This window comes from Paraburkholderia sp. CNPSo 3281 (genome assembly GCF_024206515.1).
In the GTDB taxonomy this organism is placed as follows: Bacteria; Pseudomonadota; Gammaproteobacteria; order Burkholderiales; family Burkholderiaceae; genus Paraburkholderia; species Paraburkholderia nodosa.
In genome coordinates this window covers 170258-193474 of record NZ_JAMBPS010000008.1, presented here as the reverse complement: position 1 = coordinate 193474, position 23217 = coordinate 170258, and the positions used below count along the sequence as shown (strand labels likewise).

Here is a 23217-nt window from a genome sequence, read left to right as displayed (position 1 = left end):
GTGACCGGCCGTGGTGCCGGCACGGATAGAAGTTAGATCGGGCATACGCCCGACATCGAGCGCTCCGAACCAAAGACTATTGACACGTGTTGTGACGCACGCGAGTTATCCACCGCCTGCCGACGTTCTGGTCATGTGAAGGGACCCGGCGGCAGGCCGTGGATAACTCGCGGAGTCCTAAAGGAGAATCTTGCGAATAAAACTGTCATCGAGGGGGCTTGACTTCGAATACCCCATAGAAGCTACTTCCTGGCGCGGGGTACGGCATGGGGTGGCTGAAAATCCGTGACGGCTCACAGTCGGTAGCTCTCCCGGTTGCTGATCCTTACGGAGAGGTCTATCTGTCCCGTGGACAATGGTGGAGTCTTTGCGACGACAAATTAATCAACCCAATCGATGCGAATAAACAGAAAGTTGATCAGGACTGGGCCTCCTATGAGCGAATCATCAACAAATTGGTCATTCCTTTCCACCTGGGGCTAGCTGGGAAGTACCACAGTAACTCCTACGCATTTTACGGAGACGATGATGCCCACAAGACATGGGGCGAGGTGGTATGGGAGAGAAAGATAGGCACCGTTCTGAAGTGGGCAGATGCTTATGCCAAGGTCGATGACCTTACAAGCGGGCAGGTCATGCGGGATACGGGTACAGGCGACCAGGATTTGCTTCAACGCAGTGGGGGGGACCCGCTCGCCGCGCACTATACATTGCGGCCTGCTGCACAGAGCGGTGACGGGACCGTTCCCGCCGTTTCGGGTGCAGCCCCGAGGGGAAAGATCAAGCTATGTGTTGGACACAAGGATGTAGACCATGAGGGCGCATATAAGAAAAAGCCACAGATGCTCTTTGCGCTTTGGGCTGTCACTCGGATCGTGTACCGGGCGAAGGAGACGAAAATGGCGTATGTCGAATGAGAACACTATTGATCACGATGCTCGCGTGCATGATGGCGCTGGTGTCCGCGTGTAACCGGGAGAAACCGATGACCGAGCAGGAAGAAGCCACCGTTCACGCGTTGACTACGGAACTCGAAACGCGCTGTATGGGCCGATATCTAATTGATCTACCAAAGGATATCCGGACGTTTGGCAACAGTTTCATTGAAGGCGTGACGTTTGAGGCTATACCAGCATCCAAAGCGGAATTCCTCCAGAACATCTCGGCTCGGGAGGCAAACCTCAAGTCCCTTGTGAATCTGGCCGGAGGATATCGTGTCCTGTACGAGCACGGGGTCGTTCCGGCAATAACAGACAGCTATTACTTCGTTTCACTCGAATCCCCTAAAGGGCAAAGCTCCGATATGCCGCGCATCGTAGAAGCATACCGCTGGGATCGTGGCTACCAGATAAAGCTACAAAGCACAGCAACCGATATGGTCAATTCGGTATATGTAAGAGAGAACAAAGGTACGCCGTACGGCATCCACGGCGAACTCATAAACGATGTTCCGGAAAAGAAGCGGCTTGTCTTTGGTCTTCTCAGCAGGGTGGAAGGTCGTGACGAGGCCACGATTCCAACTGTCCCCGGCGTGTGCTTTCTTGGCGGATTCCTGCATGGGCGTGCCGGGGAGAAAGAGGATCTGTCTGGCCAATACTACCTGCGCGATAAACAAGACGTGAATTTTGTTCTTGAGACAACCTCTTTCATTCACGAGAAGACCACGTTGCTTCAACGTGGCGATAGTATCAATGACGCACTCAAAGAGCGTAACGGCCATACTGTTCGAAAGGGCGTGGTTGATCTACCGGGTATGCAGGCCGAGGAGTGGCTGATGGCGGGTACAACGTATCTTTATATCCCGGGTCATCATTTTGTCCTGGAGGCAAATTCGAAAACAGGAAGTGCGCTTACGCCGTTAGTGGAACTCGATTTGGACAACGGCGACATCCTGCCAGACGATTGGCAGGGTGATCCGCCTCGCAAGGCGTCGCTTACGGAAAATGAGGCCGTCGCCCTTTGGGACGCTGTATCGCGGACACTTCGTCCACGTCCCAACGGTTTTTGAGGGGAGCTACGGGCGATTTAAAGCTTCAAGGTTGTCTCGCAGGGGCACCTTTCGCGCGAAGCAACCTGATATGGCCAGCATTTTGCCGATGCACTTCCCATACCCTGATCTATACACGGCGATGCGCTTCCGGCTCAAATCCAGCCGTCGATCTTCAGCCCGCTCGCCGCTTCCGCTTCTTCGCGCGTGACCTCGCGCACTGTTTCGCCGAAGCTCCACACGTGGCCTTCGGGGTCGCATGCCACATAGACGCGGTCGCCGTAGAACTGATCGGCCGGCTCGCGGATGATCTTTGCCCCGGCGGCGCGGGCTCGTTCGCAATGCGCGTCGAGGCCGCTTTTCAACTGCACGTGTACCGACTGCGTGTTCTTGCCTTCCAGTTCGGCGGGGGTCGTGTAGGGCATGCCGGGCCAGCCGCCGCAAATCATTACGTAGCCGTCGCCGAAGCGCATCTCCGAGTGGCCGAGCTTCCCGTCCGGCGACGTGACGACGAACTGGCGCGTGAAGCCGAACGCCTTTTCGAGCCAATCGAGCGCGGCGAACGGATCGCGATAGTAGATGGCAGACCCGAAGGCCGGACGCGGCGAGGTGTTGCTCATGCTTGTCTCCTGGGCTGTATGTGTGACGAATCTAGCACCAGCGTGGTGCGATTGCGCGCAGCGCGCTCACGCATCCTTGCCGCCCACGCACGGCCATTACCTCCGACGTAATCGTCAGCACGGACGGCATCGACGACCATGTCGCTCATCGGCACACCCCACCCGCAAGGAGCGACGACCATGGCAACTTTCAACGCCCGCCAACCCGGCTACATCCGCATCGACGACGATACCGCGCTGCACTATCGCGACTGGGGCGATGGCGCACCGCTCGTGTTCCTCTCGGGTTGGACGCTCAACGCCGACATGTGGAACTACCAATGCGCGCCGCTCGCGGCCGCGGGTTATCGCTGCGTGGCATACGACCGGCGCGGCCATGGGCGCTCCAGCGACCCGGGCCGCGGCTACGACTACGACACGCTCGCCGACGATCTCGAAGCCGTACTCGCCGCCCGAGGTTTGGAGCGAGTCACGCTGGTCGGCCATTCGTTCGCGAGCGGCGAGATCGTGCGCTATTTGAGCCGTCACGGCTCGCGTCGCGTGGCGGGCATCGTGCTGGTTTCGCCGGCGTCGACGCCTTATTTGCTCAAGACTGCTGATAATCCCGGCGGACTCGATGCTAGCCTCTTCGAAGCGTCGATCGAAGAAATGCTCACGTCGTTTCCCGACTGGATCGAGCGGCGCGCCGAAGCCTACTTCAGCTCCGGTACTTCTCGCACGGTCATTCAGTGGACGGCCGACATGATGCTGGCCACGTCGTTTTGCGCTGCGGTACAACTGCCTCGCGTGCAGATGGCCACCGACTTCCGCCGCGAACTGGCCGCGATCGACGTGCCAGCGCTCGTGCTGCACGGCGATTGCGATGCCTCGGCGCCGCTCGAGATCACCGGACGCCCGACGGCGGCCGCGCTCAAACGCGCGATGCTGAAGGTTTATGAGGGCGGCACGCACGGCATGTACTTCAATCACGCAGCGCGTGTGAACGACGACATACGCGCGTTCGTTACGCGGTGGCAGGCGTGAAACGCGACACGGCCAGGTGGCGGATACAAGTCGTAATCAGGGCCCGGCCGTTCGCGCCGGGCGCAAAGGAATAGTGCCCCTACGCCCCTCGTTTTGCAGATGACACGCGGCCGCGCGAGCTAACTCACGCGCCGCGTGCCAGGCGTACCGATGGAGTCTTCACGGCCAAGGCGCACAGCCCGTGCGCCGCGAGGCCGGTCCGTCGAGAGGGGCGACATCATGCGCAAACTTCTCGCCTTCACTGCGCTGGCCTGTCTGCTGGGTGCCTGCACGACACCGGTCGCGTCGCAGCAGGCGGCGGACGCATCTTATTACCCGCCGCCGCCCAACTGCCGCACCGTCACCGGCAGCGCCGAGATCGACGGCGCGCCGCAGGTGATCAGCGGGCTCGCTTGCCTGCAGCCCGACGGCACCTGGCAGATCGTGCAGGGTAACGACGGCACGCAGGTCTACCCCGTGGCATGGACCGACGCGACGACCTGGTACGCCGGCCCATGGTACGGCTGGTGGCCGCCGGTGTTCGTGGGCGGCGCGTTCGTGTTCATCGATCACTTCCATCACTTTCATCACATGGATCACGTCTTTCCGGGCGGCCCGCATATGCATCCGGCGCCAGGCATGCACGGCGGCTTTCATGGCGGGCACGGCGGCGTCTGGAGCGGTGCGGGTGGAATGCACGGCGGCTCTCATCGCTGAAACACACCGCACAGCCCGATTGACGCACGACGAATCCTTTATGATGGAGCGCGCCTCCCCACCCGAGACGCTCCATGTTTTTCGCCGCGCATTCCCTGCATCGCCGCCTGAGCATTGCGATCGGCACGCTCGCGATCCTCGTCGGCGTGCTGGGTGCGCTCGGCACCTTCCTCGTCGTGCGCAGTCTCGCCGCCGAGTTCAACGCGACGCTGCGAGACGCCGCCGCGCACGTGCAGACCGGCGTGCCGCATCGCGCGATCGAGCCGCGCGGCGACAGCGAAGCCGCCGACAATTTCGTCGTGCAGATCTGGTCCGCCGACGACGGCGCGGTCCCGAGCCGCACGAGCAACGCGCGTATCGCGTTGCCGCGCGCGCAAAGCGGCTTCTCGTCGATCGAATACGACGGCGAGTCCTGGGACGTGTTCGCGCTCGCCGCCGGCGACGAATACATTCAGGTGGCCGAATCGCGCAGCATGCGCAATCGCAACGCGTTGCGCGTGGCGTTCTGGAGCCTGCTGCCCATGCTCGCGCTGCTGCCGCTGCTCGCGCTCACGATCGCGGTGACGGTGCGCGTTTCGCTGCGGCCGCTGGAGCGCGTCGGGCGGCGCGCGGCGAAGGTCGATCTGCACGACCTCAAGCCGCTCGAAGTGGGGCAGGCGCCCGTCGAGCTGCGGCCCTTCGTCGAGTCGATCAACCGCATGATCGAGCGCCTCTCCGTGCTCGTGAATACCGAGCGCATGTTCATCGCCGATGCCGCGCACGAACTGCGCTCGCCGATCTCCGCCATGCAGTTGCAGATCGACAACCTGCGCAACGCGCCGCCCGAACAATACCCCGAGCGCTTCGAGGAGCTGCGCCGCGGCATTGTGCGCACCGGGGCGCTCGTTTCGCAGCTGCTCGGTCTGGCGCGCGCCGAAATCGGCAGCACGCAACGCGTGCTGGCGGAGGTGCCGCTCGCGCAAGTCGTCACGGACGTGCTGGCCGACCTGCTGCCGCTCGCCGACGCGCGCGGCGTCGATCTGGGCGTGACGCGCCTCGACGACGTGACGGTGCGCGCCACCGAGACAGACATGCGCGTGCTCGTGCGCAATCTCGTGGACAACGCGATCCGCTATAGCCACGCAGGCGCGAATGTGGACGTGGCGGTGCGCCGCGAAGAGCAAGGCGTCGTCATCGACGTGACCGACAATGGGCCCGGCATTGCCGAGGCCGATTTACCGCGCGTGTTCGACCGGTTTTTCCGCGCGGGCGGTCATCGGTTTGAACACGATAGCCATGGCAGCGGCCTCGGCCTCGCCATCGCGCAGGCGGTGGCGCGCAGCTATCGCGGCTGTGTGACGCTCGCGAACCGGCGCGACGGGCAAAGCGGCATCGTCGCGCGCATTGAGTTACCGCGCGCCTGAGCGCGGCGTCGATGTAGCGAACGCAGGTCAGGCAAAATCCCGGGAAGCATGCGAAACAAAGGACGGACACGATGCGCATTCTGCTGATCGAAGACGATCTGCTGATCGGCCCTGCGCTGCTGCGCGCGTTGAAGGACGCGTCGTACAGCGTCGACTGGGTGCGCACGGGCGAGAGCGGCCGCGACGCCATTCGCTACGGCTCGTACACGGCGGTGCTGCTCGACCTGGGCCTCGGCGACATGAGCGGGCTCGACGTGCTGCGCGCGCTGCGCGAGTCGCTGGACGGCACGCCCGTGCTCATCATCACCGCGCGCGACGACGTGGACACGCGCGTGGAAGGCCTCGATCTCGGCGCCGACGACTATCTCGTGAAGCCATTCGAGAGCAAGGAACTGCTCGCGCGTATCCGCGCCGTGGTGCGGCGCAAGTCGGGCTTTGCCTCGCCGACCATGGGCAGCGGCCGCGTCACGCTCGACATGAACGCGCGCCGCCTCACGTTCGATGGCCAGTCCGACGATCTCTCAGCGCGCGAATATGCACTCATGCTCGCGCTGCTCGAGCGGCCGGGCGCGATCCTGTCGCGTCAGCAAATCGAGGAGCGGCTCTATGGTTGGGGCGAGGAAGTGGAAAGCAACGCGGTGGACGCCGTGATCTACAGCGTGCGCCGCAAGTTCGGCCACGCGGTGATCCGCAATGTGCGCGGGCTCGGCTGGGCCGTGTGCGCGTGAGCGCCGGAACAATCGAATATAAAAAAGCGCGCAAAAATCTGCGCGCTGTAAAATCCGCGGCGAGCGCGGGGCTCGCCGCGTGGCGCGATGCGCGGGGGAAGGCACGCCTCGCGCGCGAACTTACGCCAGCAGGCGCTGCCAGGGTTCCTTCTGCCACGCACGGCTAAGCGAGGCGAGCAGCGCGACTTCGCTTTCGGCGACGTGCCGGTCCGAATACACGGCCACGTGGCACAGATTCAGCACTTCGGCGCGCAGCGCGGGATCGTCGAGCTCGCGCATCACCTGCTGCATCACGTCGGAGTCGAGCTTGCACGCATCGCTCCAGTTCAGGTGCGAAGTGGTCTGCAAGTCTTCACACAGATCCTTGAGGATATCGCCGAATTCGCCGGGCGCGAGGCCGAGCCGATGGGCCAGGCGCGCGCGATGGACGGCTGCGAGCTCCTCGCTGCCCAGGTGGCCGTCTGCGAGCAGTGCGACCGCGACGATCCGGCCCGCGGCTTGCGGGCTGTTGCAGGTATAGTTGCGCATGATCAGGAATCCTCTTGAAACGTGATGTCGATGGGATAGCAGGCGTAGCCGTGGCTCAGTCGAAGATGTCCTGCAGCCACGACTTGCGGCGATGGCCATTGCCGCGGTAGCTTTCGTGAGCGCGGCGCGGGGCGTAGTCGCCGTGTTGCGCGCCGTGCTTCGAATCGTGCTGGCGCAATGCCTGTGCATCGCCTTCGTTGCGATAGTGCCGGTTGCCGCTGCGTTCGATCAGCTTGTCGAGTTCGCCGCGATCGAGCCAGACGCCGCGACACTGCGGGCAGTAGTCGAGTTCGACGCCCTGACGCTCTGCGAGCGAGAGGGTGACGTCAGGGCAGTTGGGGCATTTCATGATGCGCTCCGTGATGAGTGACAGGTCATCGAGGCCCTTGCCGTCTTGCGTGGAGGGCGATGCGGCCTCGATGGAAACCATCCTGGCAGAGCAAAATGAGCGAAGAATGAGGAGCACGGGGGCGCTCCGTCTGAGTCGGGTTCGGCTTCAGGACGTGCCGAGCGTGTCCTTCGGCTTCTGCGTCTTGACGAGCGACACCACCACGCCGCCCGCGAGCAGCGCGGCCGTCACGCCAAGGCTGAATAGAGCGGGAATCTTGCCGATGATGCCCACCAGAAAGATCTTCGCGCCGATGAACACCAGTACGAGCGCGAGCGCATGCTTGAGGTAGTGGAAGCGATGCGCCACGGCCGCGAGCGCAAAGTAGAGCGCGCGCAGGCCGAGCACGGCGAAGATGTTGCTCGTATAGACGATGAACGGATCGGTCGTGATCGAGAAAATCGCGGGGATCGAATCGATGGCGAAGATCAGGTCGGCGAACTCGATCATCAGGAGCCCGAGCAGGAGCGGCGTGGCGAGCAGCGCGGGCTTGCCGGTGCGCGGATGCGCCTGGCGCACGAGGAACGCGCGGCCCTCGAGATGCGGCGTGACGGGCAGCTTGCGACGCAGCCAGCGCAAGAGGGCGCTGTCGTTCACGCCGGGCTCTTGCTTCGGGCCCAGCAGCATCTTCACGCCGGTCACGGCGAGAAATACGCCGAACACGTACAGCATCCACTCGAAGTGCGTGACGAGCGCGGCGCCGAGCCCGACCATCAATGCACGCAGTACCAGCACGCCGACGATGCCCCAGAACAGCACGCGATGCTGAAGCTGGCGCGGCACGGCAAGCGCGCCGAAAATCGACGCGATCACAAACACGTTATCGAGCGATAAGGACTTTTCGATCAGATAGCCGGTGATGTACTCGGTAGCGGGCTGCGCGCCGAGCTGCCACCAGACGAAGCCGCCGAACAGGACGCCCACGGCGACATAGCCGAGCGAGAGCCAGAGACTTTCGCGGATGCCGATCTCGTGGTCGTCACGATGCAGCACGCCGAGGTCGAGTACGAGCAGCACGATCACCACCGCGAGGAAGGCGATCCAGAGCCACGCGGGCTGACCGAGGAAGGAGGCCGTGGCGATCGGCGCGAGCATGGTCGATCCTTTGAACGTAGAGGGAAACGTGGCCCTGCTGCGCGTTTTATGCGGGCGCAGCCGGCCGACTGGGCCTGGCGCCCGTACGGTCAAGGATAGTGGCGAAGAATGAGCGGTGAATGAGCGGTGGCCGGGCAGGCGCCTTCTCTCGCGACGTACGCCGGCCTGACGCCGGTCAGGCGGCCGGCCGCGCTAGAACTGGTAATTGATCGAGACGTCGCAAACGCCGCCCGTCTTCGACTGGACGATCGGGCTGTGCGAGGCGCTGCCGAGCAGGCGCTTGATGGCGCCGTCCGCGCTCACGAACCAATGTTTGTTGACGAAGTACACCATCGTGATGCCGAAGCCGGCCGACTTGAGGCCCGCGCTCGCGTCGTACTGACGGTAACCCGATGCGGCCGCCTGCTGCGGCGTCACGCCAAACCAGCTTTGCATGTAATTGGAGTCGGCGAACGTGACCGAGGGGCCGGCGAACCAGTAGAAGTTCTGGTTGCTGCCCGGCAGCGGCATGTAGGCGCCGAGGTCCGCTATCCAGCCATTCGAGCCGCCGAAGCTGCGCGTGAAGGCGGTGCGGAACACGAGCGGAAGGTCCTTCGAAATCACATACTCGCCAGCGATCTTCAATTCTGGCGCCGGGTTGATGTTGCCCATTCCGTGCAGGCGAGTCGGGTCGTCCTGGCCGCGCCGCCCGAGGTCGTACACGGCTGCTACGCTCACGCGCCAGTTTTCGCCCTGCAGGACGTTGGCGCCGAAGCCTTCGCCTGTCGAGCCGAACAGGATGTCCTTGTAGCGCAGGTCGATGCTCGGCCCGACCTGCGTGTGATAGCGGTCCGAGCCGTCGTAGCGCGGCTCGAAGGTCGCGCCGACGCCAAGCCGCGCCTCGAAGTCGGGACGGTTCGGCTGAAACATCTTTTCGAGCGGAATGCCTGCGGAATATTGCCATTCGCCGAGCGGCGAGGGGGTTTGCGCCTCGGCGGGCGGGGCGAGCGCGACGAGGGCGCATGCGGCGGCGGCGAGAGACGCACGCTGCGTGGCCCGTGTGCGGCGCGGCGCCGGTGGTTTTATTCTGCTTTTTCGTTGTTGCGCAGTGCGGATTGCGAGTGGCATGAAGCCTCCGGTTTTGCCTGGTCGGCCGCGGCGTCGTTTGTTGGGTGTGACGCAATCACAAAGTGGAATTCGGCGCGGCGTGGCTCGTCTCGCAAACCTCGTGCCTGGCTTGTGCATAACCGGCCGGCGTCCGCCCCGGCGATTCGCCGCGCTGCCCGGCGCCTATGGCTGTCAAACGCGGGAAACGAAGCTAAATAATCAGGAAAACTAATGGAATTGCAGGCGCTCCGGCGCACCGTTTTGGAGCGCAGCAGTTGCCCCGATTAAACCCTTGCGCCAATTTGCCGTTAGACAGCTATGGACGTCGGCGATGCGGCCCCCCCTGTGTCGCGGAACCCGAAGCCCATGTTTCACCGTTCTCACAGCGGTCACCAACTTGCGCCGGTCGTGGTCGGGCCGGCGCATCTCCTTTTTTGCATACCGAACGCTTTCAACGAGCGGCAGAGCGGCGCCCGTTACGGCTTGGCACGAATGCGCCACGACACGCGCGCGGGCCGGGTAACGCTGATACAGGTATCGCGACTACCACCCAACTCCATGTTTTTTATCGCTTTTCTTCGGGAAAGGCCCTGTGGCGAGCGGGTTTCGCGTGGCATAATCGATTCACACCGTATTGCCCCGCAGTCAAACATATCCCCGCACATCATGGCAAAGACGCTCTACGACAAATTGTGGGACACGCACGTGGTCCACACGGAAGACGATGGCACGACGATTCTCTACATCGACCGTCATCTGTTGCACGAAGTCACCAGTCCGCAGGCTTTCGAAGGCCTGAAGCTGCACGAGCGTCCGGTGTGGCGCATCAGCGCGAACCTGGCCGTTTCCGACCATAACGTGCCGACCACCGACCGCAGCCACGGCATTGCCGACCCAGTCTCGAAGCTGCAGGTGGACACGCTCGATTCGAACTGCGATTCCTTCGGCATCACGCAGTTCAAGATGACCGACCAGCGCCAGGGCATCGTGCACATCGTCGGTCCGGAACAGGGCGCGACGCTGCCTGGCATGACCATCGTCTGCGGCGACTCGCACACGTCCACGCACGGCGCGTTCGGTGCGCTCGCGCACGGCATCGGCACGTCTGAAGTCGAGCACGTGCTGGCTACGCAAACGCTCTTGCAAAAGAAGAGCAAGAACATGCTCGTGAAGGTCGAGGGCCAACTGCCGCGCGGCTGCACCGCGAAGGACATCGTGCTCGCCATTATCGGCAAGATCGGCACGGCTGGCGGCACGGGTTACGCCATGGAGTTCGGCGGCTCGATGATCCGCGGCCTCACGATGGAAGGCCGCATGACCGTGTGCAACATGGCGATCGAAGGCGGCGCGCGCGCCGGCATGGTCGCCGTGGACGACACCACGATCGAATACCTCAAGGGCCGTCCGTTCTCGCCGCAAGGCGCGGAGTGGGATCAGGCCGTCGAGTACTGGAAAAACTTCCGCACCGACGAAGGCGCGCACTTCGACCGCGTGGTCGAACTGAGCGCGGCAGACATCGTGCCGCAGGTCACGTGGGGCACGTCGCCGGAAATGGTCACGGCAGTCGACAGCCGCGTGCCGGATCCCGAGCGCGAGAAGGACCCGGTCAAGCGCGACGCGATGGAACGCGCGCTGCAGTACATGGCGCTCGAACCGAATACGCCGATCGAGTCGATCAAGCCGGACAAGATTTTCATCGGTTCGTGCACGAACGCGCGCATCGAGGACTTGCGCTCCGCTGCTTACGTCGTGAAGAAGCTCGGCCGCCGCGTGGCGCCGAACATCCGCCTCGCGATGGTCGTGCCGGGCTCGGGTCTCGTGAAGGCGCAAGCCGAGCGCGAAGGCCTCGACAAGGTGTTTACCGAAGCCGGTTTCGAATGGCGCGAGCCGGGCTGCTCGATGTGTCTCGCGATGAACGCCGACCGGCTGGAGCCGGGCGAGCGTTGCGCGTCCACCTCGAACCGCAACTTCGAAGGCCGCCAGGGCGCGGGCGGTCGTACGCACCTCGTGAGCCCGGCCATGGCAGCCGCCGCGGCAATCGAAGGCCATTTCGTCGACATTCGCAAGCTGGGCTGAGCTGAGGCTACACGGATCATGGAAAAATTCATCGTACACACCGGCGTCGTGGCGCCGCTCGATCGCGAGAATGTCGATACCGACGCGATCATCCCCAAGCAGTTCCTCAAGTCGATCAAGCGTACCGGCTTCGGCCCGAATGCCTTCGACGAGTGGCGCTACCTCGACCACGGCGAGCCGGGCCAGGACAACTCGAAGCGTCCGCTGAACCCGGACTTCGTGCTGAACCAGCCGCGCTATCAGGGCGCCTCGGTGCTGCTCACGCGCAAGAACTTCGGCTGCGGCAGTTCGCGCGAGCACGCGCCGTGGGCGCTCGACCAGTACGGTTTCCGCGCGATCATCGCGCCGAGCTTCGCGGACATCTTCTATAACAATTGCTTCAAGAACGGCCTGCTGCCGATCGTGCTTTCCGAAGCGGATGTGGATCACCTGTTCAACGAGACGTACGCGTTCAACGGCTTCCAGCTCACGGTCGATCTGGACAAGCAGGTCGTGCGCACGACGGACGGCTCGAAGGAATATCCGTTCGAAGTGGCCGCGTTCCGCCGCTACTGCCTCCTGAACGGCTTCGACGACATCGGCCTCACGCTGCGTCACGCCGACAAGATCCGCCAGTACGAAGCCGAGCGCCTCGCGCGCCAGCCGTGGCTGAACAACCGCGTGCTCTGATACTTGCACACACGCACACTGAACAAACAGCGAGGAATCACAGGATGAAGATTGCAGTGCTGCCGGGCGACGGCATCGGTCCCGAGATCGTCAAGGAAGCCGTGAAGGTGCTGAACGCACTGGGCGAAAAATTCGAGCTGGAAGAGGCGCCGGTTGGCGGCGCGGGCTACGAGGCGAGCGGCCACCCGCTGCCCGAGGCAACGCTCGCGCTGGCCAAATCTGCTGACGCGATCCTGTTCGGCGCCGTGGGCGACTGGAAGTACGACAAGCTCGAGCGCGCGCTGCGTCCCGAGCAGGCCATTCTCGGCCTGCGCAAGCATCTGGAACTGTTCGCGAACTTCCGCCCGGCGATCTGCTATCCGCAGCTCACGGGGGCGTCGTCGCTGAAGCCGGAAATCGTTTCGGGCCTCGACATCCTGATCGTGCGCGAACTGAACGGCGACATCTACTTCGGCCAGCCGCGCGGCACGCGCGAAGCGCCGGACGGCAACTTCAAGGGCGCGCGCGAAGGCTTCGACACGATGCGCTATGCGGAGCCCGAAGTGCGCCGCATTGCTCACGTGGCGTTCCAGGCCGCGCAAAAGCGCCAGAAGAAGCTCACTTCTGTCGACAAGGCCAACGTGCTCGAAACGTCGCAGTTCTGGAAGGACATCATGATCGATGTCTCGAAGGAATATCCGGACGTCGAGCTGTCGCACATGTATGTCGACAACGCGGCCATGCAGCTCGTGAAGGCGCCGAAGGCGTTCGACGTGGTGGTGACAGGCAACATGTTCGGCGACATTCTCTCGGACGAAGCCGCGATGCTCACGGGCTCGATCGGCATGCTGCCCTCGGCCTCGCTCGACAAGAACAACAAGGGTCTGTACGAGCCGTCGCACGGTTCGGCGCCCGATATCGCGGGCAAGGGCATTGCCAACCCGCTCGCCACGATCCTTTCGGCGGCCATGATGCTGCGTTACTCGCTGGGTCGCCCGGAGCAGGCGGACCGCATCGAGAGCGCGGTGAAGCAGGTGCTGGAACAAGGCTATCGCACCGCCGACATCGTCACGCCGGACTGCAAGCAGGTTGGCACGGTGGCAATGGGCGATGCGGTGATCGCAGCGCTGTAAGTCGCACGAAGGGCATGCCGTTTCAGGCGTGCCCTTTTTTGTTTCGCGCGCCTGAAGAACGGGCGTTGCAAATAGCGGAAAGTAGGTTTTTGCCGCGCAAATTAACCGTTTCGTGTATATTGCTTCGATGGCGAAGATCCCCCAGATCACGACTGTTACGAACATCCACGGCATGAAAGCCCGTGCGATTTCGCTCGCCATCACCACGAAAACGACGATTATCAAAACGATCACCATTCGTTGATCGCTCGTCGTGCCCGCTCATCTTCCCCGCGCGGCCACGCCGGGCGAGCAAAGCGGGGAAGTGTCCATCTCAAGGGTTAGTCATGAACGTAGGTCTCGTAGGTTGGCGCGGCATGGTCGGCAGCGTGCTGATGCAGCGCATGCAGGAAGAACGTGATTTCGACCTGATCGAACCGGTGTTTTTCAGCACCAGCAACGCAGGCGGCGCGGCTCCGTCGTTCGCCAAAAACGAGACGAAGCTCAAGGACGCGAACAGCGTCGACGAGCTCAAGAAGTGCGACATCATCATCACTTGCCAGGGCGGCGACTACACCAACGAGGTGTACCCGAAGCTGCGCGCGGCAGGCTGGAACGGCTACTGGATCGACGCGGCCTCGGCGCTGCGCATGAAGGACGACGCCGTCATCATCCTCGACCCGGTCAACCTCGACGTCATCAAAGATGCTCTCGTCAAGGGTCAGAAGGACTTCGTCGGCGGCAACTGCACGGTCAGCCTCATGCTGATGGCGCTGGGCGGCCTGTTCCGCGAGAACCTCGTCGACTGGATGACGGCCATGACGTATCAGGCCGCTTCGGGCGCGGGCGCGCAGAACATGCGCGAACTGCTCTCGCAGATGGGCGCGCTCAACGCATCGGTCGCGAGCGATCTGGCGAATCCGTCGTCGGCGATCCTCGACATCGACCGCAAGGTGCTGGCCACCATGAACAGCGACGCCATGCCGACCGAACACTTCGGCGTGCCGCTCGCGGGCTCGCTGATTCCGTGGATCGACAAGGATCTCGGCAACGGCATGTCGAAGGAAGAGTGGAAGGGCGGCGCGGAAACCAACAAGATTCTCGGCAAGCCGGCCATGGGCCAGCCGGGCTCGATTCCGGTCGACGGCCTGTGCGTGCGGATCGGCGCGATGCGCTGCCACTCGCAGGCGCTCACGATCAAGCTGAAGAAGGACGTGCCGCTCGACGAGATCGACGGCATCCTCGCTTCGGCCAACGACTGGGTCAAGGTCGTGCCGAACCAGCGCGAGGCTTCGATGCGCGATTTGTCGCCGGCCGTGGTCACGGGCACGCTGTCGGTGCCGGTGGGCCGTCTGCGCAAGCTGGCCATGGGCGGCGAATATCTGTCGGCCTTCACGGTGGGCGACCAGTTGCTGTGGGGTGCGGCGGAACCGCTGCGCCGCATGTTGCGCATTCTGCTCGACAAGTGAATGAATTAAACTACGCGGCTAATGACGCGTAGACCGGGTGAAAAGCGCCGCGCCAGTCGCGGCGTTTTTTTTATTGCATGCTTTCTATTGCATGCATCGATGCAATCGCCCCGAAGCACACTCCTATTTGATCGACAGCCGCAAGAGCGGTATGCCAGGGCAACTGATGATCGTTCGATTTGATACTGATTCCGCCGCGCCTCGCGCGAAGCGCGCCCAAGGGCGGCGCGCCATCCGCGCCACCGTGGCGGCGGCGAGTTTCCTGTTCTGCGGCCTCGCCGCTGCGCAGGGCGGCGCGAGTGCGGCGCAAGGCGCTGCCGCCAGTGGTGCCAGTGCCGCGTCTTCCGCCGCGGCGGCGCTGAGCATCGCGGGGCAGTACACCGTTCATCCCGGCCAGTCGTTGCACGACGTGGCCGTCGATGTCACGCAGTCGCACGACAAGGGCACGCTCGCACGCATGAGCCAGGCGCTCTTCGATGCGAACCCCAATGCGTTCATCAAGCAGGATCCCAGCCGCATGCGCGTGGGTGCGACACTGAACGTGCCGGCCACGCCGGACGTTTCCAGTGCGGCGGAGGGCATGACGGCGGCATCGGGCGGGGCGGCTTCGGCTTCGGCGGGTGCTTCGGCCGCCCCCAGCGCGCCCGCCACGGCGACGGCTGCGCCTGCCAGCACACCGGCGGCTGCTTCGAGCGCTGCTGCCGACGCTGTGACAGCTGCATCGTCGACGGCTGCCGCCGCAACGGGCGGCGCGAGTTCGGCCAGTGCTGCCGCGACGACTGCGGCAACGGCTTCGGCAGTCGCAGCGAGCGGCCCCGAAGCGGCCGCGCAAGGCGCGTCGGGCGCCGCTGCGGTGGGCGCCAGCGCCGCCGTTGCGGCGTCAGCGGCCAGCGACTCGCACGTGTGGAGCGGTTCGATCCAGGCCCCGGCCAGCGGCGCGGCAGGCGCGTCGGCCGAGGGCGCGAAGGTCGCGCCAGTGACGGTCTCGAGCCTGCAGCAGCTCCTCGCGTTGAAGAACCGCGTGTTGATGGCGTTGCAGCAGCACGGCATCGGCAAGCCGGCGCAGACGGCGGGCGGCGCGTCCGCCGGTGCGCCTGCTGCGCAAGGCGGTGCGCCGGTGCAGAACGGCGCGGCGAACGCCGGCCCGGCTGGCGGTCAACCGGAAGTCTCGCCGATCGCCATGGGGGCCGTGGCGGCGATCGTCATGGCGCTGCTGGCGTTGTTCGTGCGTCTGCTCATGCGCAAGCGCAAGAAACCCGCTGAGCAGGCGGCTGAGGTCTCGCCCGAAGCGCACGAGCCGACGCCGTCTGCATCGGCTGCCGCCGTTGCCGCCGCGCCTGTGGCCGAGGAGCCGCCGGTACTGCACGAGCCGATTTCACGCGCCGGGGATGAACCGGGCGTGAACGAAGCCGCGCCTGTGGAGGAAGCGGAGTTTGTGCCGCCGGTTGCGCCGGTTGAACCCGCAGCGGACGAAGTCGCGATCACGCCGGTGCCCACGCCAGCCGTCTCTGCCGCGCCGCTCGAACACGACGAAGCGCTGCCGCCGATGCTGACCGAGACGCTGCACCCGGCCACCCCGCAAGCGCCTTCGGCTGCGCAGGAAGCTCACGCGGCACACGAACTGCCGCACGGCGTGGAACCGGGCGAGCCGCAGACGCTCGCCGACGCGACCGACGCCGCCAGCCTCGCCGCCGCGGTGGAGCTGGGCGCGGATGCGCTGCCGCCCGAAAGTCTCGGCGCGCCGCGCGCGGCCGAAGACGCCGAAGCGCTCGCGCGCACGCTGGAAGAACCGGCGCGCGCCGAAAAGCCTGCCATGCCCGATATCGCGCTCGACTTCGGCGACGGCGCACCGCAAGCCGCGCAAGCGCCGCAGGCCGAACCGGCCGCTGTGCAAACGCCGCCCATCACCGAAGCCTTCGAGCGCCCGCCGGCGCCGCTTACCGCACCTGAAATTCCGTCTGTGCCCGCAGTCACCGCAGAAGACATGAGCTACGCCGAAGTCCCGATCGCGTTCCCGCACGATGCAATAGAAGCGCTGGGCGGCCTCGACCTGCCCCTGCCGCCGCGCATCGGGGAGCCGGTCATGCCCACGGCGCCGCTGTCGACCGAGCCGGCCGCCACGCCCGAGGCCTCGGCACGTCTTGCGTCGCCGTTCTTCGAGCCGCCTGCGCCGCTGGCGGGCCAGGCCATCGAGGCCGGGACGGCGGGTGCAGGTGCGCTCGCGGGCCTCGGCGCGCCGCGCTTTGGCGCGCTCACGCTCGACTTCGACCTGAACCTGCCGCCCGATTCGGCCGAGCCGCTGCCGGTCTTCACGCCCGAGCAGCTCGCGCGCATCGCGCGCAACAAGCTCGACCTCGCGCACGAATACATCGCGCTTGGCGACGTGCCGGGCGCCCGCTCGCTCATCAACGAAGTGATCGAGTCGAACGACCCCGCGACGCGCAGCGACGCGCAGGCGCTGCTGTCGACGCTCGCTCCGCTTTCGTGACGCCGTTGCAAGCCGTATGCGTATCGCGCTAGGAATCCAGTACGACGGCGCCGCGTTCTGCGGCTGGCAGTCGCAGCCGCACGGCAAGACCGTGCAGGACGCGCTCGAGCGCGCACTGCGCGAATTCGCCACTGTGCCGCTGTCCACCATCGTAGCGGGCCGCACGGACACGGGCGTGCACGGCCTCGGCCAGGTCGTGCACTTCGACACCGACCTCGATCGCACGCCGTTCTCTTGGGTGCGCGGCACCAATGCGTTCCTGCCCTCCACGGTGGCCGTTCAGTGGGCCAAGCCGATGCCCGAGGCGTTCCACGCGCGCTTTGCGGCGTTCGAGCGCACCTACTACTACGTGCTCTACGTGAACCCCGTGCGCTCGCCGATGCTGGCGGCCCGCACGGGCTGGATCCACACGCCGCTCGACGTCGATGCGATGCGCGAGGCGGCGGCGCACCTCATCGGCGAGCACGATTTTTCGTCGTTTCGCTCGTCGGAGTGCCAGGCGAAGACGCCGGTGAAGCATCTGTATCAGATCGACATGCGGCCGCAGGGCGACTTCATCCACTTCCGCTTTCGCGCCAACGCGTTCCTGCACCACATGGTGCGCAACCTCATGGGTTGCCTCGTGGCCGTGGGGCGAGGACGATATCCGGTCGCGTGGATGGCCGAGGTGCTGGCGGGCCGCGACCGCACCGTGGCCGCGCCGACCTTCATGCCCGACGGCCTCTATCTCGCCCAGGTAGGCTATCCTGATGAGTTCGCGGTACCCGCGCCGCATACCGCCAGCGTGCCGTGGAGCGCGATCTGGAGCGACGCGCCCGAAGGCCGTGCCTGACGCGGCCCGGCGTATTGCCCCGCGAGCACCGCGAGCAATCACGTCGCGATTGAATCATCGGGATTGAATCATCGAGACCAACACCGCAGCCAGAACCATGACGTCAGCCGAGCAACTCGCCCCCGCGCACCGCACGCGCATCAAGCTGTGCGGACTTTCGACGCCCGAGGCGGTCGCGTACGCCATCGACCTCGGCGCCGACGCCGTCGGTTTCGTGTTCTATCCGCCCAGCCCGCGTTCGGTGAGCGTGGCGCAGGCGGTCGAACTCACGCGTGACCTGCCGCCGTTCGTTTCGGTCGTGGGCCTGTTCGTGAACGCCACGCCGCAATGGATGAGCGAAGTGGCGAGCAATGTCTCGCTCACCATGTTGCAGTTTCACGGCGACGAAACGCCCGAGCAGTGCGAGTCACTGGCCTCCGTTGCCGGTTTGCCCTGGTTGCGCGCGCTGCGGGTGGCGGCCGATACTCAGCAGGCCGATTTGATAGAATCGGCTAATCGTTATTCATCAGCCAGCGGCCTCTTGTTCGACACCCATGTCGAAGGTTACGGCGGCGGCGGAAAGGTCTTCGATTGGTCACTTATTCCCGCAGGGCTCGCGCGTCGGGCCGTTTTGAGTGGTGGCTTGAACGCGCAAAACGTCAGTGATGCGATTCGCCAGGTGCGTCCGTTCGCTGTCGATGTCTCCAGTGGCATCGAGGTTCCGGGCGCAAAGGGTGTGAAGGATCACGCCCGCATGGCGGCGTTCGTGCGCGCAGTGCGCGAAGCGGACGCGGGATAAATCCGGGGTGGATGCCCCTTTGGCCGGCACGGCCCGCGCAACGCGGGCCCTCCCAAGCCCGGCCGAGCGAGTGACTTATGTACAATTTGCCAGATGAACGCGGCCATTTTGGCCCTTATGGCGGCGTATTCGCTGCCGAAACCCTCATGCAGGCGATCGACGAACTGCGCGACGCCTACGCGAAATTCAAGGACGATCCCGACTTCCGCGCCGAATATGAGCGCGAGTTGAAGCATTTTGTCGGCCGTCCGTCGCCGATTTATCACGCACAGCGGTGGAGCGAATTGCTGGGCGGCGCGCAGATCTACCTGAAGCGCGAAGACCTGAACCACACCGGCGCGCACAAGGTGAACAACGTGATCGGCCAGGCGCTGCTCGCCAAGCGAATGGGCAAGCCGCGCGTGATCGCCGAAACCGGTGCGGGCCAGCACGGCGTGGCCACCGCGACGATCGCGGCGCGTTTTGGCATGGAGTGCGTGGTCTACATGGGCGCCGAGGACGTGCGCCGCCAGGCCGCCAACGTCTACCGGATGAAGCTGCTGGGCGCGACCGTGGTGCCGGTCGAGTCGGGCTCGCGCACGCTCAAGGACGCGCTCAATGAAGCCATGCGCGACTGGGTCACCAATGTCGAAAACACCTTCTACATCATCGGCACCGTGGCGGGCCCGCACCCGTACCCGATGATGGTGCGCGACTTCCAGCGCGTGATCGGCGACGAATGCCGCGTGCAGATGCCCGAAATGACGGGCCGCCAGCCCGACTCCGTGATCGCCTGCGTAGGCGGCGGGTCGAACGCGATGGGTATCTTTTACCCGTATATCGAGGACACTTCCGTGCAGTTGATCGGGGTCGAGCCTGCCGGCGACGGCATGGACACGGGCCGCCACGCCGCGTCGCTCGCGGCGGGCACCGTGGGCGTGCTGCACGGCAATCGCACCTACCTGCTGCAGGACGAGAACGGGCAGATCATCGAGACACATTCGATTTCGGCGGGCCTCGACTATCCGGGCGTCGGTCCCGAGCACGCGTGGCTCAAAGACAGCGGCCGCGCGCAGTACGTCACCATCGACGACGAGGAAGCGCTCAAGGGCTTCCACGACTGCTGCCGCATCGAAGGCATCATTCCCGCGCTCGAATCGAGCCACGCGCTCGCGTACGCGGCGAAGCTCGCACCGACGTTGCCGAAGGAGAAAATCCTGCTGGTGAACCTGTCGGGCCGCGGCGACAAGGACATGCACACGGTCGCTGAGCGATCGGGCATCCAGTTCTGAGCGCCCGGAGCGACACAAGCGATGCGTGACGAGTTCGACGAGCCGCAGATGCGGGCGCCCGTGGGCGAGATGAACGCCGAAGCGGCTGCTCTGGAGGCCGCCGAGGCGGTCGCCAATGCAGCCGCCGAGTTACCCATACTCGCCACGGTGCCGGAAACCATCCGGCTCCTGAACCGCGATTTTCTGACCGATGCAGCCAACCTGCCCGATGCCTCGATCGACCTGATCGTCGCCGACCCGCCCTACGGGCTCGGCAAGGACTACGGCAATGACTCCGACATGCGCTCGGGCGAGGACTTCCTCGCCTGGACGTATGCATGGCTCGACCTGGCGATTCCGAAGCTCAAGCCGACGGGCTCGCTCTACGTGTTCTGCACGTGGCAGTACGCGCCCGAGATCTTCGTCTATCTCAAGTCGAAACTCACGATGATCAACGAGATCGTCTGGGATCGTCGCGTACCCAGCATGGGTGGCACGACGCGCCGGTTTACCTCGGTGCACGACAACATCGGTTTCTTCGCGGTGTCGAAGGACTATTACTTCGATCTCGATCCCGTCCGCATCCCGTACGATGCCGTGACGAAGAAGGCGCGTTCGCGCAAGTTGTTCGAAGGCAGCAAGTGGCTGGAGCTCGGCTACAACCCCAAGGACGTCTGGTCCGTCTCGCGGCTGCATCGCCAGCACGCGGAACGCGTGGATCATCCCACCCAGAAGCCCCTGGAAATCGTCGAGCGCATGGTGCTCGCGAGCTGCCCGCCGGGCGGCCGCGTGCTGGACCCGTTCATGGGCAGCGGCACCACGGCAGTGGCTTGCGCACGTCAGCAACGCGAATTCGTCGGCTATGAAATTAACGAAAGTTACTGCGCGATCGCGCGCGAACGCGTCAGCGCGGCCGCATCAAGCGCCGTTGCGGCCGGCGCCTGATGCGCCGCCGCCGGACCCACGCGCAGTAACGCCTAAAAGCTGAGGACCCTGAAATGTCCCGTATCAAGACCACGTTCGAGGCGCTCGCCGCCCAAGGCCGCAAAGGCCTGATCCCGTTCATGACGGCAGGCGACCCCGATCCCGCGCGCACCGTCGAGTTCATGCACGCGTTGGCCGCAGGCGGCGCCGATGTCATCGAGCTGGGCGTGCCGTTTTCCGACCCAATGGCCGACGGCCCCGTGATCCAGCAGTCGTCCGAGCGCGCGCTCGAGAAGGGCGTGACGCTCAAGAGCGTGCTCGCCGACGTCAAGCGCTTTCGCGAAACCGACAACAAGACGCCCGTCGTGCTGATGGGCTACGCGAACCCCATCGAGCGCATGGGCGCCGATGCGTTCGCGCAGGCCGCGAAGGAAGCGGGCGTGGACGGCGTGCTCGTGGTGGACTATCCGCCCGAGGAGTCGGTCGAGTTCGCGGCGAAGATGAAGGCCGCCGACATCGATCCGATCTTTCTGCTCGCCCCGACTTCGACCGATGAGCGCATCGCCGAAGTGGGGCGTGCCGCGAGCGGCTATGTTTACTACGTCTCGCTCAAGGGCGTGACGGGCGCTGCGAATCTGGACGTTTCGAGCATCGCGGGTAAAATCCCGGCGATCAAGAAGCATGTCTCGCTGCCCGTGGGTGTGGGCTTCGGCATTCGCGACGCGCAAACGGCCGCTGCCGTCGCGCAGGTTTCGGACGCTGTCGTGATCGGCAGCCGCATCGTTCAGCTGCTCGAACAGGCTGCGCCGGAGACGGCCGCCGACACGCTCACGCAGTTCATCACGGGCATTCGCGCGGCGCTGGACGAAGTCTCCGCCGGGTAGTGCTGGAGGCTAGCCTGGTTGGCTAGATTCGAGACTGCTGTAAAATCCACTTTTCGCCATGCGCGGTCGGGGTCGGAACCCGGTCGGTTTTACCGATCGGTTGACTGGGTCGATCCGCCGCGCCCGCGCATCACGAAGGTCAAGGAAGGAACATCAATGAGCTGGCTCGATAAACTGCTGCCGCCCAAGATCAAGCAAACCGATCCGAAAAGCCGCAAGAGCATTCCGGAAGGGTTGTGGATCAAGTGCCCGTCGTGCGAAGCGGTTCTGTACCGCAACGACGTCGAGGCAAATCTCCACGTTTGCCCGAAGTGCGATCACCACATGCGCATCAACGCGCGCGAGCGTCTTGACGGACTGCTCGATCCGGAAGGCCGCTACGAGATCGGCCAGGAGATCGTTCCGGTCGACGCGCTCAAATTCAAGGACAGCCGCAAGTACCCGGACCGCCTGAAAGAGGCGATGGACGAAACCGGCGAAACCGACGCCATGGTGGTGATGGGCGGCGCGATCCGCACGCTGCCCGTGGTGGTGGCCTGTTTCGAGTTCTCGTTCATGGGCGGCTCGATGGGCTCGGTGGTGGGCGAGCGCTTCGCCCGCGGCGCGCAAAACGCGCTCGAGCAGCAAGTGCCGTTCATCTGCTTCACGGCTTCGGGCGGCGCGCGCATGCAGGAAAGCTTGCTGTCGCTCATGCAGATGGCCAAGACCACGGCCATGCTGACCAGGCTGGCCGAAGCCAAACTGCCGTTCATCTCCGTGCTGACCGACCCGACGATGGGCGGCGTTTCGGCGAGCTTCGCGTTCCTTGGCGACGTGGTGATCGCCGAGCCGAAGGCGCTGATCGGCTTTGCCGGCCCGCGCGTGATCGAGCAGACCGTGCGCGAAAAGCTGCCGGAAGGCTTCCAGCGCGCCGAATTCCTGCTGCAGAAGGGCGCGATCGACATGATCCTGGACCGCCGCAAGCTGCGCGACGAAATCGCGCAAATGCTGGCGCTGCTGCAGCGTCAGCCCGCCGACGCGGTGGCTTGAACCCTGCTTTGAGCGATCTGCGGCGCAGTCCGTGCCGCAAGCCGCAACGCTTTACCCAACGCGCCGCGAGCGAAAGCAAGCGGCGCGTTGTCATTTCCGCGATAATGCCGTTCTTTCGAAGCGGAACATTCGTGTGAACCCTCCGCCGTTGGCGGCGTCTCACGCGCAGCACC

General features: G+C 64.6%; 23 protein-coding genes. 17 read left to right on the top strand and 6 right to left on the bottom strand.

What is annotated here, in order from left to right:
- The first annotated feature begins 266 nt into the window (after window positions 1-266).
- Both M3I56_RS12310 and M3I56_RS12305 read left to right on the top strand, forming a co-directional pair.
- Window positions 267-917, top strand: a complete 651-nt coding sequence (locus M3I56_RS12310; RefSeq protein WP_254354155.1) for a hypothetical protein — start codon at window positions 267-269, stop codon at window positions 915-917.
- 68 nt (window positions 918-985) lie between these two features.
- Window positions 986-2008 carry a T6SS immunity protein Tli4 family protein gene (locus M3I56_RS12305; RefSeq protein ID WP_254354154.1) on the top strand — a complete coding sequence of 341 codons (1023 nt, stop codon included), beginning with the start codon at window positions 986-988 and terminating at the stop codon, window positions 2006-2008.
- A 134-nt stretch (window positions 2009-2142) separates the two neighbouring features.
- Here the strand turns inward: M3I56_RS12305 and M3I56_RS12300 are convergent, their stop codons facing one another.
- Entirely contained in the window at window positions 2143-2607 is a 465-nt protein-coding gene (locus M3I56_RS12300; protein ID WP_254354153.1) for a glyoxalase/bleomycin resistance/extradiol dioxygenase family protein, read from the bottom strand.
- A gap of 180 nt (window positions 2608-2787) precedes the next feature.
- Here M3I56_RS12300 and M3I56_RS12295 point away from each other — a divergent pair, with 180 nt between their 5' ends.
- From M3I56_RS12295 to M3I56_RS12280, 4 genes are all read left to right on the top strand, one after another.
- Window positions 2788-3630: an alpha/beta fold hydrolase gene (locus tag M3I56_RS12295; protein ID WP_254354152.1), complete on the top strand. Its 843-nt coding sequence runs from the start codon at window positions 2788-2790 to the stop codon at window positions 3628-3630.
- Between the two features lie 219 nt (window positions 3631-3849).
- Complete coding sequence (locus tag M3I56_RS12290) at window positions 3850-4326, top strand: hypothetical protein (protein ID WP_254354151.1); 477 nt, start codon at window positions 3850-3852, stop codon at window positions 4324-4326.
- Window positions 4327-4400: 74 nt separating this feature from the next.
- Window positions 4401-5729 (top strand): HAMP domain-containing sensor histidine kinase, encoded by a 1329-nt coding sequence (locus M3I56_RS12285; RefSeq protein ID WP_254354150.1) that lies wholly within the window; start codon window positions 4401-4403, stop codon window positions 5727-5729.
- 71 nt (window positions 5730-5800) lie between these two features.
- Window positions 5801-6457 carry a response regulator transcription factor gene (locus M3I56_RS12280; RefSeq protein WP_254354149.1) on the top strand — a complete coding sequence of 219 codons (657 nt, stop codon included), beginning with the start codon at window positions 5801-5803 and terminating at the stop codon, window positions 6455-6457.
- Window positions 6458-6577: 120 nt separating this feature from the next.
- Here the strand turns inward: M3I56_RS12280 and M3I56_RS12275 are convergent, their stop codons facing one another.
- The 4 genes from M3I56_RS12275 to M3I56_RS12260 form a co-directional block, all read right to left on the bottom strand.
- A complete protein-coding gene (locus M3I56_RS12275) occupies window positions 6578-6985 on the bottom strand; it encodes a TerB family tellurite resistance protein (RefSeq protein ID WP_254354148.1) in 408 nt (135 codons plus the stop codon).
- 55 nt (window positions 6986-7040) lie between these two features.
- Window positions 7041-7334 carry a zf-TFIIB domain-containing protein gene (locus M3I56_RS12270; RefSeq protein ID WP_028202911.1) on the bottom strand — a complete coding sequence of 98 codons (294 nt, stop codon included), beginning with the start codon at window positions 7332-7334 and terminating at the stop codon, window positions 7041-7043.
- 147 nt (window positions 7335-7481) lie between these two features.
- On the bottom strand, window positions 7482-8468 hold the full coding sequence (locus M3I56_RS12265; protein WP_254354147.1) for a TerC family protein: 987 nt from the start codon (window positions 8466-8468) through the stop codon (window positions 7482-7484).
- A gap of 192 nt (window positions 8469-8660) precedes the next feature.
- Window positions 8661-9575, bottom strand: a complete 915-nt coding sequence (locus M3I56_RS12260; RefSeq protein WP_254354146.1) for a MipA/OmpV family protein — start codon at window positions 9573-9575, stop codon at window positions 8661-8663.
- Between the two features lie 645 nt (window positions 9576-10220).
- Between M3I56_RS12260 and leuC the strand changes: the two genes are divergently transcribed.
- From leuC to leuB, 3 genes are read left to right on the top strand one after another with little or no spacing between them, the layout of a single operon-like run.
- A complete protein-coding gene (gene leuC, locus M3I56_RS12255; RefSeq protein ID WP_254354145.1) occupies window positions 10221-11630 on the top strand; it encodes a 3-isopropylmalate dehydratase large subunit in 1410 nt (469 codons plus the stop codon).
- 18 nt (window positions 11631-11648) lie between these two features.
- Window positions 11649-12299 (top strand): 3-isopropylmalate dehydratase small subunit, encoded by a 651-nt coding sequence (leuD, locus tag M3I56_RS12250; protein ID WP_069261385.1) that lies wholly within the window; start codon window positions 11649-11651, stop codon window positions 12297-12299.
- Window positions 12300-12343: 44 nt separating this feature from the next.
- Window positions 12344-13411, top strand: coding sequence for a 3-isopropylmalate dehydrogenase (leuB, locus tag M3I56_RS12245; protein WP_254354144.1), 1068 nt, complete (start codon window positions 12344-12346; stop codon window positions 13409-13411).
- A gap of 22 nt (window positions 13412-13433) precedes the next feature.
- On the opposite strand, the gene M3I56_RS12240 is transcribed toward leuB, so the two are convergent.
- Window positions 13434-13676 carry a hypothetical protein gene (locus M3I56_RS12240; protein WP_254354143.1) on the bottom strand — a complete coding sequence of 81 codons (243 nt, stop codon included), beginning with the start codon at window positions 13674-13676 and terminating at the stop codon, window positions 13434-13436.
- A 61-nt stretch (window positions 13677-13737) separates the two neighbouring features.
- Between M3I56_RS12240 and asd the strand changes: the two genes are divergently transcribed.
- The 8 genes from asd to accD all read left to right on the top strand — a co-directional run bounded on the left by asd (window position 13738) and on the right by accD (window position 23044).
- Complete coding sequence (asd, locus tag M3I56_RS12235) at window positions 13738-14859, top strand: aspartate-semialdehyde dehydrogenase (protein WP_028202917.1); 1122 nt, start codon at window positions 13738-13740, stop codon at window positions 14857-14859.
- Between the two features lie 166 nt (window positions 14860-15025).
- Window positions 15026-17347, top strand: coding sequence for a FimV/HubP family polar landmark protein (locus M3I56_RS12230; protein ID WP_254354142.1), 2322 nt, complete (start codon window positions 15026-15028; stop codon window positions 17345-17347).
- A 16-nt stretch (window positions 17348-17363) separates the two neighbouring features.
- Window positions 17364-18179: a tRNA pseudouridine(38-40) synthase TruA gene (truA, locus tag M3I56_RS12225; protein ID WP_254354141.1), complete on the top strand. Its 816-nt coding sequence runs from the start codon at window positions 17364-17366 to the stop codon at window positions 18177-18179.
- A gap of 97 nt (window positions 18180-18276) precedes the next feature.
- A complete protein-coding gene (locus tag M3I56_RS12220) occupies window positions 18277-18957 on the top strand; it encodes a phosphoribosylanthranilate isomerase (RefSeq protein ID WP_254354140.1) in 681 nt (226 codons plus the stop codon).
- 77 nt (window positions 18958-19034) lie between these two features.
- Window positions 19035-20228, top strand: coding sequence for a tryptophan synthase subunit beta (trpB, locus tag M3I56_RS12215; protein ID WP_254354139.1), 1194 nt, complete (start codon window positions 19035-19037; stop codon window positions 20226-20228).
- A gap of 21 nt (window positions 20229-20249) precedes the next feature.
- Window positions 20250-21152, top strand: a complete 903-nt coding sequence (locus M3I56_RS12210) for a site-specific DNA-methyltransferase (RefSeq protein WP_254354138.1) — start codon at window positions 20250-20252, stop codon at window positions 21150-21152.
- Window positions 21153-21205: 53 nt separating this feature from the next.
- Window positions 21206-22015 carry a tryptophan synthase subunit alpha gene (gene trpA / locus M3I56_RS12205; RefSeq protein ID WP_233886246.1) on the top strand — a complete coding sequence of 270 codons (810 nt, stop codon included), beginning with the start codon at window positions 21206-21208 and terminating at the stop codon, window positions 22013-22015.
- Between the two features lie 156 nt (window positions 22016-22171).
- Entirely contained in the window at window positions 22172-23044 is an 873-nt protein-coding gene (gene accD, locus M3I56_RS12200) for an acetyl-CoA carboxylase, carboxyltransferase subunit beta (RefSeq protein WP_028202924.1), read from the top strand.
- The last annotated feature ends 173 nt before the right edge of the window (window positions 23045-23217 follow it).